This window comes from Pseudomonas sp. Irchel 3A18 (genome assembly GCF_900187465.1).
Lineage (GTDB): Bacteria > Pseudomonadota > Gammaproteobacteria > Pseudomonadales > Pseudomonadaceae > Aquipseudomonas > Aquipseudomonas cichorii.
Map to the genome: position 1 here is coordinate 30,365 of NZ_FYDI01000011.1, position 12,647 is coordinate 43,011.

The window sequence follows — 12,647 nt, forward strand, 5'->3', positions numbered from 1 at the left end:
TGCTGCACCCTACTCTGCGGTCCAGTCCTCCCTTGTGACGGCGACCTGCCTTGAATACTCAATCGCTCTACAACCAGTTGGCCATTGCCAGTCACGCTGGCTACCGAAACCTTACCCATTACCCCAAAGCGCTGTGGCTACTGCCACTGATGCTGGCGGCTGTCTGGCTGGGTAGCTATCTGTGGACGCCCTCTGGCCCGCTCGACCTCGCACAAGGCCACAACCTGCGCAAGGCGGGCATCCTGGCTCACTGGGCCAAAGGTGATCTGGTCATTCTGGTGCGTCATGCCGAGCGTTGCGATCACTCGACCAATCCCTGCCTTGGCCCACCGGACGGCATTACCCGCAAAGGCCAACTCGTCGCACAGGAACTGGGCAATTCGTTCAGGGCACTTGATCTGAGCCACACGGACATTTTCAACAGCCCTCTGCTGCGCACGGCCCAGACCGCAGTCTTTGCGTTCAAAGACGCGAGCATTCCTCAAGACTGGCTGGGCAACTGTCGCCACACGATGCTGGAAGACATGCAGCAACACAAAGTCGATCAGCGAAACATGGTGCTGGTCACTCACAGCGAGTGTTTCAACCAGTTGGAGAAGTCGTTGAAAGTCTCGGCACGCACCGTGCCCGACTATGGCAGCGCCCTGTTCGTAACCGTTGATCCCGAAGATCACAGCACCAAGGTTCTGGGCTTTCTCGATGCCCAGGACTGGAAGTTCGTCATGCCGCAACATCCATAAGCCATCAGGAAACCTGGCCGCGTGAAGACTCTAAAAAATCGCTTCTACTTGATGAATGTCGGCATCCCTTTATTGCTGGCGGCTCTGGTCTTTGTCGTCTTCGACCTGACCGGACTGGATGTCACCCTCAGCAACCTGCTTTACGACCCAGTCACCCAGGTATTCCCGTTCCAGCATGATCGTTTTTTTGAAAACCTGACCCATCGCTGGCCGCGGATCATTCCGGACTGGACAGGTGAACTGGCAATCATCGGTGCCGTGCTTTCATTTGTATGGCCACTGTTCAAACCTGATAAACATCAGCGCCTGATTGCAGTGCTGGAGAGGTTTCGTATTGCCTCAGGGCTCAAGTTTCTTGCACGCCACCGCCGTGACTTCATCTTCGTGGTGGTTGCCTTCGCCATCACTACGGCCATGGTTCACTACTTCAAGAGCCACACCAGTGTTTACTGCCCGGTTGAAACAACCCTGTATGGCGGTATTCAGGAAAAGAAGGAATGGTTCGAGAACTTCAACCTGCTGCATGAAGCCGGCAAAGGTCGTTGCTGGCCCGGTGGTCACGCCTCGAGCGGTTTTACTCTGTTGGCGCTGTACTTCGTCGCCCGCCGCTACCGCTGGCGACATGCCCGCAAGTTGCTGGGCTGGGTTCTGCTGCTAGGCATGGTTTATGGCACGACGCGGGTCCTGCAAGGCTGGCATTTCATGTCCCACACCTTGTGGTCGGGCATTCTGGTCTGGCTCACGATGCTGCTGACCGCCCTGTTTTTCTATGGGCGACCAGCACTTCAAGCATCACTTGAGCCGGGCAAGAACCTGCTCAGCCCCGAGCCGACTTCCACACTTTGCCCACCAGAGTTACCACTACCACCAGTGCTGCACCGGCAATGATGCCGGCAACGGCATCCAGCAAAGTCGGTACCACGATGGAGAAACCGCCGACAGCGCTAGCCGCGCTTTCGGTAATGCCCTCAACCCAATGATGGGCGAACGGCAGGCCATGCACCAGAATGCCACCGCCGACCATGAACATGGCGGCGGTGCCGAGGATCGACAGCGCTTTCATCAAGACCGGAGCCAGCCAGAGCAACCCGTTGCCCATGCTTTGCGAGGCAGAACTGGCGCTCTTTTTCAGATGCAGGCCCAGGTCATCAAGCTTGACGATACCCGCCACCAGCCCATAGACGCCGACGGTAATCAGCACGGCCACGATCACCAGTACGCCCACCTGATCCAGGAACGGCCTGCTTGAAACCACGCCCAGGGCCAGGACAATGATTTCCGCCGACAGGATGAAGTCGGTACGAATCGCACCTTTGATACGCTCCTTCTCGAACGCAACCATGTCCGTGGAAGCATTGCCCGCAGCCTGTTTGCGCTCTTCGTGTTCCTGCCCGGCGTCGGCGTGCAGCCATTTATGGGCAATCTTCTCGGCCCCCTCAAAACACAGGTAGGCACCACCGATCATCAACAGAGGCAGAATCGCCCAGGGCGCAAAGGCGCTGATCAACAAGGCCGCCGGCACCAGAATCGCCTTGTTGAGCAAAGACCCCTTGGCCACCGCCCACACCACCGGCAACTCACGATCGGCAGAGACACCCGTGACCTGTTGCGCATTGAGGGCCAGGTCATCACCCAGCACACCTGCCGTCTTTTTAGTGGCCAGTGCCACATCGTCGAGCAGGGTTGCGATGTCATCGAGCAGGGTCAGCAAGCTTCCAGCAGCCACAATCAATATCCTTGAACAAAATGGGAAACAAAAACGGCGCCTATTGAATCACAGCAATAACCGCAAGACATGGCGTGTGTACGTCGATATCAGTGTCTGACCGGCACAATGCGCTAACGTTTTATGCAGTCGCTCAAGCAATCAATGACCTGACCAGAGCGTGTGGCGCAAGTGTTGCATCGCGAAACCGGGCTTTTGATCGCTGTACCTACAATAAGGGGCTGTCATGCATATCGATTCGCAACGAGCACAATGGCTGAAGCCAACCTCTCAAGAGACGGGCGTCATCATCGTTTCCAATGCAAACCTGCCTCAATACATCATCGACACACTCAATACCGAAATCAGTGACTGGGAACAGGTGGCTTATCTGGTCATCAAGCAATCGACCCAACTGGAAGAGGAATGGCTCGATGCTGAAAACCGGGCCTTCAGTGCGCAAAAACCTTCGAGCTGCGAAGCCAATGGCTTGCTGAGTTCAATCCCCAAGACCTGCCATCTGCTGGATGTGGAAGCCAGCCATCGGGCGCATCTGTCCTGGCTGGGTTCGGTGTGCGGGCACAAGCTGCACTTTTTCGAGCTGGAGAAGCTGGAAGAACAGACCCCGTCCAAGGCCTCGATGGACTCACAGGTAGAAGAAATACTGGCGGCGACCCGGCATCTGGTGAAGAACTACCTGCAGGATCATTTCATGTCGCCCTCCTGACCGTGCCTACATGGGGATCTGGGTGGTTGAAAGCACCTGACGCAAGCCCATGAAGGAGCGGATCTGCCTGACGCCCGGCAGATAAAGCAGTTGCTCGGCGTGCAGCCGGTTGAAGCTCTGGCTGTCTTTGGTGCGCAGCAACATGAAATAGTCGAACTCCCCGGTCACCACATGAAACTCCATGCAGCCGGACACCTTCTGCGCTGCCGCCTCGAACTGGGCAAATGACTCAGGGGTCGAGCGATCCAGCACCACGCCGATCAAGACCACCATCCCAGCGTCCAACGCTTCGCTGTTGAGCAGCGCAACCACGCCTTTTATGACGCCCGCTTCCTTGAGCCGTTCGACACGCCTCAGGCAGGCCGGCGCGCTCAATTTGACCTTTTCGGCCAGCGCCACGTTGGAAATGGACGCATCGCGCTGCAGGATCTTGAGGATGGCCCGGTCGATCCTGTCGAGCAGCGGCGCAATACCGGCGTCCGGCTTTTTGCTTCGTTCATTTATTGCTTTCATAGTGCTTTTCAAGAAATAAAATTAATTTTCAATTTCCAGAGACTAACTTTCATTTCCTAAATAGACAATTATTTGCAACCACGATTATTGATCGATTTTCTATGATAGGTCCCATCGCAAGCACGTTGATAACGCGCTGGATATTTCTTCCCACGGAGACTCGATATGAACCTGACCAAATTCAAGCGCTATCCCCTGACCTTCGGCCCTTCACCCATCACTCCGCTCAAGCGTCTCAGCGAGCATCTGGGCGGCAAGGTCGAGCTGTATGCCAAGCGTGAAGACTGCAACAGCGGCCTGGCATTTGGCGGGAACAAGACGCGCAAGCTTGAATACCTCATCCCGGAAGCCATCGAAGGCGGTTATGACACCCTGGTGTCCATCGGCGGTATCCAGTCGAACCAGACCCGTCAGGTAGCCGCCGTCGCCGCTCACCTGGGCATGAAGTGCGTGCTGGTCCAGGAAAACTGGGTGAACTACTCCGATGCGGTATACGACCGTGTGGGCAATATCGAGATGTCCCGGATCATGGGCGCTGACGTGCGTCTGGATTCGGCAGGCTTCGATATCGGTATCCGCCCGAGCTGGGAAAAAGCCATGGCCGATGTGGTCGAGAGTGGCGGCAAGCCGTTCCCGATTCCGGCAGGCTGTTCGGAACACCCTTACGGCGGCCTGGGCTTCGTGCGCTTTGCCGATGAAGTGCGCCAGCAGGAAGAAGAACTGGGCTTCAAGTTCGATTACATCGTTGTTTGTTCGGTGACCGGCAGTACTCATGCCGGGATGGTGGTCGGTTTCGCAGCCGATGGCCGTGCGCAACGGGTGATCGGTATCGATGCCTCGGCCAAACCGGAGCAGACTCGCGAGCAAGTGCTGCGTATTGCACAGAACACCGCCAAGCTGGTGGAACTGGGGCGTGAGATCACCGCCGATGACGTGGTGCTCGATACCCGTTACGCCTACCCGGAATACGGCCTGCCCAACGAAGGCACTCTGGATGCAATCCGCACCTGCGCCCGTCTGGAAGGCGTGCTGACAGACCCGGTCTACGAAGGCAAATCCATGCACGGCATGATCGACATGGTCCGCAACGGCGAATTCCCCGAGGGCTCGAAAGTGCTTTACGCCCATTTGGGCGGCGTACCGGCACTCAATGCCTACAGCTTCCTGTTCAAGGATGGTTGATCGCTCCTACGCCGTCCTCTTGACTGCGCAAGGCTCATCATTGAGCCTTGCGCGAGCACGGTGCTACCATGCGCACCCGCCGTGCAGGAATCTGGGTCATGAGCAGTATTCGCGAGCGCAACAAAGAACTGATCCTGCGCGCCGCCAGTGAAGAATTCGCCGACAAGGGTTTTGCCGCGACCAAGACCGGCGACATCGCCGCCAAGGCCGGGCTGCCCAAGCCCAACGTCTATTACTACTTCAAGTCCAAGGAAAACCTCTATCGCGAGGTGCTGGAAAGCATCATCGAGCCGATTCTGCGCGCCTCGACGCCGTTCAATCCCCAAGGCGTTCCCAAGGAAGTGCTCAGCCGTTACATCCGCTCGAAAATCCAGATTTCCCGTGACCTGCCCTTCGCCTCGAAAGTGTTCGCCAGCGAGATCATGCACGGCGCCCCCCATCTGACGCCCGAACAGATCGAACAGCTAAATGGCCAGGCCCGACACAATATCGAGTGCATCCAGGCATGGATCGACAGCGGCCAGATTGCGCCCCTGGACCCTCATCACCTGATGTTCACCATCTGGGCCGCGACCCAGACCTATGCCGACTTTGACTGGCAGATCTCGACGGTCACCGGCAAGGACAAGCTTGAGGATGCGGACTATGAAGCGGCGACCCAGACCATTCTGAGGCTGGTGCTCAAGGGGTGTGAGCCGGATTGATGTTTGCGGCTTTTTCGCGAATGAACTTGCTACCTGTTTGAATAAATACCGTTCTCCAGAAAGCAAGAAACCCGCCGAAGCGGGTCGTTTTGCACACAACACCATCCCGACATCCTGTCAGTAGCCTCCTGGCAATGGCCGATCTTCCCTTATCGCTGCATCGATCCTTCGCTGCAGTTGTTGAATTGGATCCTACCTTTGCCATGATGACTGGCATAGAGCCAATCGCGCCTGTTCGTGTAAGCCTTTGGCTATATGCAGCCGACGTCTAAAAAAGCGTGACTGTTGTCTCAGATTTAGTCATGTTAAGCCGACATCATGAAGATAGCGTTGAGAGTCAGTGCAAGGACCTGCCTGATGACTCATAAAAAAAGAAAAAACAACGAATTAGGGTGAACATCATGAATATGCGCAGCTTATCTATCAGCCGCCGTCTATGGCTGATTCTCATTGTTTCTGTGCTGATGCTCTTTGTGCTCGCGGCCGTCATGCTCAAGCAGATTCATGATGACCTTTATCTGGCCAAGGCCGAGAAAACCACCCATGTGGTCCAGACAGCCAGCGGTATTCTGAATTACTACCAGGGCCTGGAAGCCGCTGGCACCCTCACCCGCGAAGCCGCGCAACAGCAGGCTCTCAATACCATCAAAGCCCTGCGTTACGGCCAGAACGACTACTTCTGGATCAACGATCTGCGCCCGGTAATGGTCATGCACCCTGCCAACCCCAAGCTCGATGGCCAGGATCTCTCGGGCGTGAAGGACCCGGACGGTTTTGCACTGTTCAATGAAATGGTCGCCGTGGCCAAGAGCAAGGGTGCCGGGCTGATCCACTACCGCTGGCCAAAACCGGGCGCCAGCGAGCCGGTGAAGAAAACGTCTTATGTACAGCTGTTCCAGCCCTGGGGCTGGATCATCGGCTCTGGCGTATATGTCGATGATGTGGCTGCCGAGTTCAAGCAACAGATGTGGCAGGCCATCATGTTCAGTATCGGCATTGTGCTGATACTGGCCCTGCTGGTGACCCTGATTCTGCGCAGCATCGTCCTGCCCTTGCGCCTGACTGTCAGCGCCATGGCCAATATCGCCAGCGGGGAAAGCGACCTGACCCGCACTCTGGAAACCCAGGGCGACGATGAAATCACTCAACTGGGCAAGCACTTCAATGCGTTTACCGCCAAGCTGCGCAGCGTGGTCATGGAATTGCAGTCCTCGGCAGTAGACTTGGGTCAGGCCTCCACCGATCTGGGCAACAGCGCCGAGCAGGCTCAGGCGCGCAGCCAGCAGCAATCCCAGCAAATGGATCTGGTGGCCACCGCCGTCAATGAGGTGACTTATGGCGTACAGGACGTGGCCAAGAACGCCGAGCATGCAGCCAGTGAAATGCGCGATGCCGAGTCGCAGGCGCAACAGGGTCAGATCAACATCGATAACAGCCTGCGCCAGATCGATCACCTGTCCGGCACCATCGGTCAGGCCGTGGAAGTGATGCAGACCCTGGCCAGCGAAAGCACGCAGATTGGTGGCGTACTGGAGGTCATCAGCTCGATTGCCGAGCAGACCAACCTGCTGGCACTCAACGCTGCCATTGAAGCCGCACGGGCCGGGGAACAGGGCCGTGGCTTTGCCGTGGTCGCCGACGAAGTTCGACTGCTGGCACAAAGGACCCAGAAGTCCACGGCCGAGATTCAGGGCATGATCGAGCGCCTGCAACGTCACTCCGACGCAGCGGTCAAGGTGATCGGCGACAGCAGCCGCTCCTCGCAACTGACCATCGAGCAGGCCAATCAGGCAGGCCAGAGCCTGACGTCCATCAGCCAGGCCTTGCGCAACCTCAACAGCCTCAACGCTTCGATCGCCAGCGCCACCCTGCAGCAATCCCATGTGGTCGATGACATCAACCAGAACGTCACCCAGGCCGCGCAGCTCTCTCAGGGTACGGCCCTTGCCGCCGAGCAGTCCACCGCTGCCAGCCAGCATCTGCGAGGATTGAGCGAACAGTTGAATGGCTTGCTGAAACAATTCCGCGTTTAACATCGCGATGTTCGACAGGCTGCACGGAACCTCGTGCAGCCTTTGTTGCCTGAGGCCTGTCCATTTATTGCAGGGGGTCGTATGCGCACGCTGGAACTGGCAGGTCAAAGCGTCCCGGTGCTGGGTCAGGGCACTTGGCACATGGGTGAAGTCAGCCATCAGCGCTCGGCTGAAATCGCTGCGCTGTGCATGGGCATCGAGCAGGGCATGACCTTGATCGACACCGCCGAGATGTATGCCGACGGCGGCGCCGAAGAAGTGGTCAGGCAAGCCATTGCCGGGCAGCGAGACAAGGTGTTCGTGGTCAGCAAGGTCTACCCGTTCAATGCCAGCCGCCAAGGCATTCCCAAGGCTTGCGAAGCCAGCCTCAGGCGAATGAATACCGATTACATCGACCTCTACCTGCTGCATTGGCCAGGTGAATACCCGCTGGGGGAAACCGTCGAGGCTTTCGAGCGGCTGCGCGAGGCTGGCAAGATCGGCAGTTGGGGCGTCTCCAATTTCGATGTGTCGGACATGATGGAGCTGGACAACCCACGCTGCACCACCAATCAGGTGCTCTACAACCCCGAGCAACGTGGTATTGAGTTCGACCTTTTGCCCTGGGCCAATGACCGGCACTTGCCGATCATGGCGTACTGCCCGATCGGCCAGGCAGGCGACCTGCTCTACCACCCGGCCCTGAACGAAGTCGCCAATCGTCACAGCGCCACACCGGCACAGATCAGCCTGGCCTGGGTGCTGCGCCAGCCGAACATGATCGCTATTCCCAAGGCGACCAATCCGGAGCACATACGCCTCAATGCAGAGGCCGAAAAAATCGTCCTGACGGCCCAGGATCTGGCCGATCTGGACCGTGCCTGGCCAGTTCCGACCCGCAAGCGGCCACTGGCAATGGTCTAGGCGTCGGGCCTGGAAACAACCCGCAATATTCGTCACAAATATGTAATGACGGCTTGTCATGATGCGCGCTTGACCTCCCCGCTCCGGGCAGGCTTGCACGTGGAAAGCCATGAACCACAGCATTGCGCGGCATCAGGATTCAGACCTTTTCGGCCTGCTGTATGGATTTCGCTTCTGTCCGGGTGAGCGGGGTCGGGAAATCGACTCTGCCGCAGTCATGGATTACCTGCACAACACCCCGGACAACGACGATTTCATCTGGCTGCACCTGAACCTGTCCCACGCGGCCTGCGAGCGCTGGATGAAGACTCATCTGGAACTGCCGGAAGAGTTTTTTGAAGCGCTTAACGAAGGCTCGCGCTCGACACGGATCGAACACATCGACTCGGCCCTGCTAGCCGTGGTCAACGATGTGGTGTTCGACTTCAATATGCTGTCGACCGATATCTCGACCCTTTGGGTCTGCACCCGCAGTCACATGATGATCACGGCGCGCCTGCAACCCTTGCGCTCGGTCGACAAGCTGCGCTCGGCCGTCAAGCGTGGCGAGCAATTTCACTCACCACTGGAGTTGCTGGCCCATCTGCTGAGCGATCAGGGCGAGGTGCTGACCCAGTTCCTGCGCAAGACCAGTATCAGCGTCGACAGGATCGAAGACCAGTTGCTGTCCCAGCGCCTGAGCAACAACCGCTCGGAACTCGGAGCCATGCGCCGAGTGCTGGTGCGCCTGCAACGGCTGCTGGCGCTGGAGCCCGGTTCGCTGATGCGCCTGCTGCACCGCCCGCCGCACTGGCTGCGCGAAGAGGACATGCAGGCGTTGCGTCAATCCACGGAAGAGTCGGCACTGGTCATCAGCGACCTGATGGCGCTGGGCGAGCGCATCAAGCTGTTGCAAGAGGAAATCGCCGCCAACCTCAACGAGCAAAGCAGCCGCACCCTCTTCACCCTGACCGTGGTCACGGTGCTGGCCTTGCCCATCAACATCGTCGCCGGTTTCTTCGGCATGAACGTCGGCGGTATCCCGCTGGCCTCGGACCCCGAAGGCTTCTGGATACTGGTGGCACTGGTTGCGACCTTTACCCTGATTGCCGGTCGCTGGGCGTTTCGCAAGCGCGGGGATTACTGAGGATCAGGCGGCACCTCACCTTGCGATTGGGTATCGATTCTGACCACCACTGACATCCCCGGCCTCAGGCGTTCGGCCGCTGGCTGGTCGGGATCGACAATGATACGTACCGGTATCCGCTGGGAAATTTTCACGAAGTTGCCTGTGGCGTTATCGGCGGGCAGCAGGCTGAACTCCGAGCCGGCGGCAGGCGAAATACGCTGAACACGCCCCGTGAGCCGAGCGTTGTCCAGGGCATCGACGGTAAAGCTCACCGACTGGCCGAGGCGTACATTGGCCATCTGGGTTTCCTTCATGTTGGCGATGATCCACAACCGGTTCGGCACCAGCGCCATCAATTGGGCACCCGAGTTCACGTAAGCCCCCAGGCGCACGCCTATCTGCCCCAGTTGCCCGTCGCGGGGCGCCAGGATGCGGGTATTGTCCAGGTCGATGCGTGCCAGTTCGATGGCAGCCTGAGCGTTTTCCACCGAGGCCTGCAGCGAGTCGCGATTGATGATCACGGTCTGCAGGTCTTCACGGGCGATCTGCAACGCGGCCTTGGCCTCAGCCACTGCGGCAATGGCCTGGGCATCGGCGGCGCGGGTCACGTCCAGCTCGCTACGGGATACAGAGCCGTCAGTCACCAAAGCCTGATTGCGGCGCAGGTCCGCCGCGCTCTTGCTGCCTTGGGCGATGCTGCTCTGCAAGGCCGCCTGACGCTGGCCAATGGTCGCTTCGGCACTGCGCCGTTGTTGCAGGTTATTGGCCAGTGCGGCTTTCTGCACCGCCAGTTGCGCCATGGCCTGTTCCAGATTACGCCGATAGATGCGGTCATCCAGACGCACCAGCAGGTCGCCCGCCTTCACGAACTGAAAATCCTGCACCGGCACTTCATGCACATAGCCGCTCAACTGCGGGCCGATGATGGTTGTCTGGCCACGCACCTGGGCATTTTCGGTGCTCTGGATCGGGCTGGTGAACGGTGGCAGTTCCCACGCATACAGCACGATCAGCACACCCGCCAGGGCAATACCGGCAAAGATCGCCGACGAGATGATGCGTTTGCGCCTTGAGCGTGGCTCGCTGGTGGGCGGCGTGGTCACCGGTGGTGGCGGTAGCGTGTCGGGGGCCTGAATGGACTCATCGTTGTTTTCAGTTCGGGATGACGCTTTGTCAGGCGGGTTCGGTTCGTTCATGAAGAGGTAGCGCCACTGCTGGGGACGGAAGGTGGATTAACGGCTGAAAGCGGGCGTGTGGTCATCTTCAGCCAGATCATGCGGGCTGAAATCCAGATCATCGTCAGTACGGCGATCACGGCAATCAACATGAAGACATCGTTATAGGCCAGGACATTGGCTTCGCGTGTTGCCAGGGTCGACAGCGAGCGAATCCCCTGGGTCGTGCGCAACGCGGGGTCGGCAATGCTCGAGGCGTAACCGGCAGCAGCGCTTTGCAAACGCGATTGCACCATAGGATCGATCAGGGTCAGGTGTTCGACCAGATGGCTGGAATGGAATTTCTCGCGCACGATCTGGAAAGTGCCCAGCACAGCAGCCCCGATCAGCCCGCCAATGTTCTGGGTGATCCCGAACAGGACGGAAAAACTCACCATGTTGCGCGGGTTGGCGATGACGCCACTGATGCCCAGCACCAGGGTCGGCCCCAGGAAAAACGTCCCGCCGAACGCCAGCAGAAACTGGCTGAGGTACATGTTCGATTGCCGGGTCAGGCTGGTCGAGCCGCTGTCCATCCAGGCTCCCACCGCCATCATGGCCAGGGAAATCAGCAGCGGCTTGATCAGGTGTGCAGGGTTGATGGTCAGGGCGCTGACCGCCAGACCGGCAATACTGCCCAGCAGCATGACCAGATAAAGGGTATGCAACTGCTCGCTGCCCATGTTCAGGGTCTGCAGAAAACCTACGGCCCCCGTTGACTGTTCCGACAGCACAATGCGAAACAGGATCACCGCCAACCCCAGGCGCAGAATCGCGCCACTGCCCAGCCAGCGGGTAATCAGCAAAGGGTTGCTGCGGTTATGCTCGATGGCCAGTCCCGCACAGATCAAGGCGATGGAAGCAGCAGAGGCAATGCCTATCCAGGGCGCCTCCAGCCACCACTCGATACGTCCCAGCGACAGCACCGCGCACAACAGGGCAAAACCGCTGGCCAGCAGGCTGAAGGTCAGGAAGTCGAGCTTTTCAAATGCCTTGAAGCGATCACCGGGCGGCAGCTTGAGCATCAGCACGCAACCCAGCGACAACAGCGCCATGCCCAGCTCGAACAGGTACAGGCCTCTCCATTCGGCAATCTGTAACAGGTCTTCGGACACCAGTCGCGCCAGCGGCGTCGCCAGTTGCGCTGTACCGAGCCCGAGCACCAGTGCCTTGAGCCGCCACTTCTGGGGGAAGGCCTGAATCATGTAATACAGCCCGAGGGTGCTGAGCGCAGCGCCCACCATGCCGTGGGCTGCACGCACGGCAATCGCCGAATCGATGTCATTGACGAACAAGTGGGCCAGTGTCACCAAGGAATAGAGCACCAGAAACAATTCGGTGAAAGCACGCAAGCCATACTGCTGGCGAAACTTCACCAGCAGTAGGTTCATCGACACGTTGGTCATGACGTAGGCCGCCGGCAACCAGGCGATGTCCGCCGAAGTCGCGCCCAGTGCGCCTTGCAGGTAAGGCAGATTGGCCACCACCAGCGCATTGCCCAGGCCGCCGGTCAGGGCAACGATGACGCCCACCAACGCAAAGGCCCAGCGCCTGCGCGTGGAGTGCAGGGGCGTGGAAGGCGAGCCCGGCATGGTGGGCCGCTCGTGGGGTTGCCACTGGCGGGGAGCATATTTGTCGTTCATGGATTCCTTTCTGGGTTTTCGCGAATGAATTCGCGCCCGTTCAAGCACTGTAGGAGCGAATTTATTCGCGAAAGGTCCAAACAACAGCTGGCAAATTGCTGCTTCAGACTATGCTTAAGCGCAATTTTGTTTTGCTCATTGGCGCTGTTAGGATCTGTTCACGCTAAAAATAATA

12 protein-coding genes are annotated in these 12,647 nt (G+C 58.5%); 8 read left to right on the top strand and 4 right to left on the bottom strand.

Annotated features, from left to right (window positions below; genetic code table 11):
• Window positions 1-50 precede the first annotated feature (50 nt).
• Entirely contained in the window at window positions 51-740 is a 690-nt protein-coding gene (locus CKW23_RS19500; RefSeq protein WP_025259259.1) for a histidine phosphatase family protein, read from the top strand.
• Between the two features lie 21 nt (window positions 741-761).
• On the top strand, window positions 762-1,628 hold the full coding sequence (locus tag CKW23_RS19505; protein ID WP_025259258.1) for a phosphatase PAP2 family protein: 867 nt from the start codon (window positions 762-764) through the stop codon (window positions 1,626-1,628).
• Here CKW23_RS19505 and CKW23_RS19510 read toward each other — a convergent pair.
• Complete coding sequence (locus tag CKW23_RS19510) at window positions 1,558-2,466, bottom strand: DUF808 domain-containing protein (RefSeq protein WP_025259257.1); 909 nt, start codon at window positions 2,464-2,466, stop codon at window positions 1,558-1,560. The two genes, CKW23_RS19505 and CKW23_RS19510, sit on opposite strands and share 71 nt — an antisense overlap.
• A gap of 226 nt (window positions 2,467-2,692) precedes the next feature.
• Between CKW23_RS19510 and CKW23_RS19515 the strand changes: the two genes are divergently transcribed.
• Window positions 2,693-3,172, top strand: coding sequence for a transketolase (locus CKW23_RS19515; protein WP_095068160.1), 480 nt, complete (start codon window positions 2,693-2,695; stop codon window positions 3,170-3,172).
• A 6-nt stretch (window positions 3,173-3,178) separates the two neighbouring features.
• Here CKW23_RS19515 and CKW23_RS19520 read toward each other — a convergent pair whose 3' ends face one another.
• The gene (locus tag CKW23_RS19520; RefSeq protein WP_025259255.1) at window positions 3,179-3,685 is read right to left on the bottom strand and encodes an Lrp/AsnC family transcriptional regulator; all 507 of its coding nucleotides are present in this window, start codon (window positions 3,683-3,685) and stop codon (window positions 3,179-3,181) included.
• Between the two features lie 165 nt (window positions 3,686-3,850).
• On the opposite strand from CKW23_RS19520, the gene CKW23_RS19525 reads away from it, so the two are divergent.
• The 5 genes from CKW23_RS19525 (at window position 3,851) to CKW23_RS19545 (ending at window position 9,633) form a co-directional block, all read left to right on the top strand.
• Entirely contained in the window at window positions 3,851-4,867 is a 1,017-nt protein-coding gene (locus CKW23_RS19525) for a 1-aminocyclopropane-1-carboxylate deaminase (RefSeq protein ID WP_095068161.1), read from the top strand.
• Between the two features lie 98 nt (window positions 4,868-4,965).
• Complete coding sequence (locus CKW23_RS19530) at window positions 4,966-5,571, top strand: TetR/AcrR family transcriptional regulator (protein WP_025259253.1); 606 nt, start codon at window positions 4,966-4,968, stop codon at window positions 5,569-5,571.
• Window positions 5,572-5,972: 401 nt separating this feature from the next.
• Entirely contained in the window at window positions 5,973-7,604 is a 1,632-nt protein-coding gene (locus tag CKW23_RS19535; RefSeq protein WP_025259252.1) for a methyl-accepting chemotaxis protein, read from the top strand.
• Window positions 7,605-7,685: 81 nt separating this feature from the next.
• A complete protein-coding gene (locus tag CKW23_RS19540; RefSeq protein ID WP_025259251.1) occupies window positions 7,686-8,507 on the top strand; it encodes an aldo/keto reductase in 822 nt (273 codons plus the stop codon).
• A gap of 109 nt (window positions 8,508-8,616) precedes the next feature.
• Window positions 8,617-9,633, top strand: coding sequence for a transporter (locus CKW23_RS19545; protein WP_025259250.1), 1,017 nt, complete (start codon window positions 8,617-8,619; stop codon window positions 9,631-9,633).
• Here the strand turns inward: CKW23_RS19545 and CKW23_RS19550 are convergent.
• Both CKW23_RS19550 and CKW23_RS19555 read right to left on the bottom strand, forming a co-directional pair.
• Window positions 9,627-10,811 carry an HlyD family secretion protein gene (locus CKW23_RS19550; RefSeq protein ID WP_095068162.1) on the bottom strand — a complete coding sequence of 395 codons (1,185 nt, stop codon included), beginning with the start codon at window positions 10,809-10,811 and terminating at the stop codon, window positions 9,627-9,629. The two genes, CKW23_RS19545 and CKW23_RS19550, sit on opposite strands and share 7 nt — an antisense overlap.
• Window positions 10,808-12,472: an MFS transporter gene (locus CKW23_RS19555; RefSeq protein WP_095068163.1), complete on the bottom strand. Its 1,665-nt coding sequence runs from the start codon at window positions 12,470-12,472 to the stop codon at window positions 10,808-10,810. The genes CKW23_RS19550 and CKW23_RS19555 overlap by 4 nt, the downstream gene beginning before the upstream one ends.
• Between the last annotated feature and the right edge of the window lie 175 nt (window positions 12,473-12,647).

Excerpts from the sequence above, each read along its gene's own strand:
- CKW23_RS19515 (WP_095068160.1), top strand. The coding sequence starts at position 2,693 with ATGCATATCGATTCGCAACGAGCACAATGGCTGAAGCCAACCTCTCAA.
- CKW23_RS19520 (WP_025259255.1), bottom strand. The coding sequence starts at position 3,685 with ATGAAAGCAATAAATGAACGAAGCAAAAAGCCGGACGCCGGTATTGCG.
- CKW23_RS19525 (WP_095068161.1), top strand. The coding sequence starts at position 3,851 with ATGAACCTGACCAAATTCAAGCGCTATCCCCTGACCTTCGGCCCTTCA.
- CKW23_RS19530 (WP_025259253.1), top strand. The coding sequence starts at position 4,966 with ATGAGCAGTATTCGCGAGCGCAACAAAGAACTGATCCTGCGCGCCGCC.
- CKW23_RS19535 (WP_025259252.1), top strand. The coding sequence starts at position 5,973 with ATGAATATGCGCAGCTTATCTATCAGCCGCCGTCTATGGCTGATTCTC.
- CKW23_RS19540 (WP_025259251.1), top strand. The coding sequence starts at position 7,686 with ATGCGCACGCTGGAACTGGCAGGTCAAAGCGTCCCGGTGCTGGGTCAG.
- CKW23_RS19545 (WP_025259250.1), top strand. The coding sequence starts at position 8,617 with ATGAACCACAGCATTGCGCGGCATCAGGATTCAGACCTTTTCGGCCTG.
- CKW23_RS19550 (WP_095068162.1), bottom strand. The coding sequence starts at position 10,811 with ATGAACGAACCGAACCCGCCTGACAAAGCGTCATCCCGAACTGAAAAC.
- CKW23_RS19555 (WP_095068163.1), bottom strand. The coding sequence starts at position 12,472 with ATGAACGACAAATATGCTCCCCGCCAGTGGCAACCCCACGAGCGGCCC.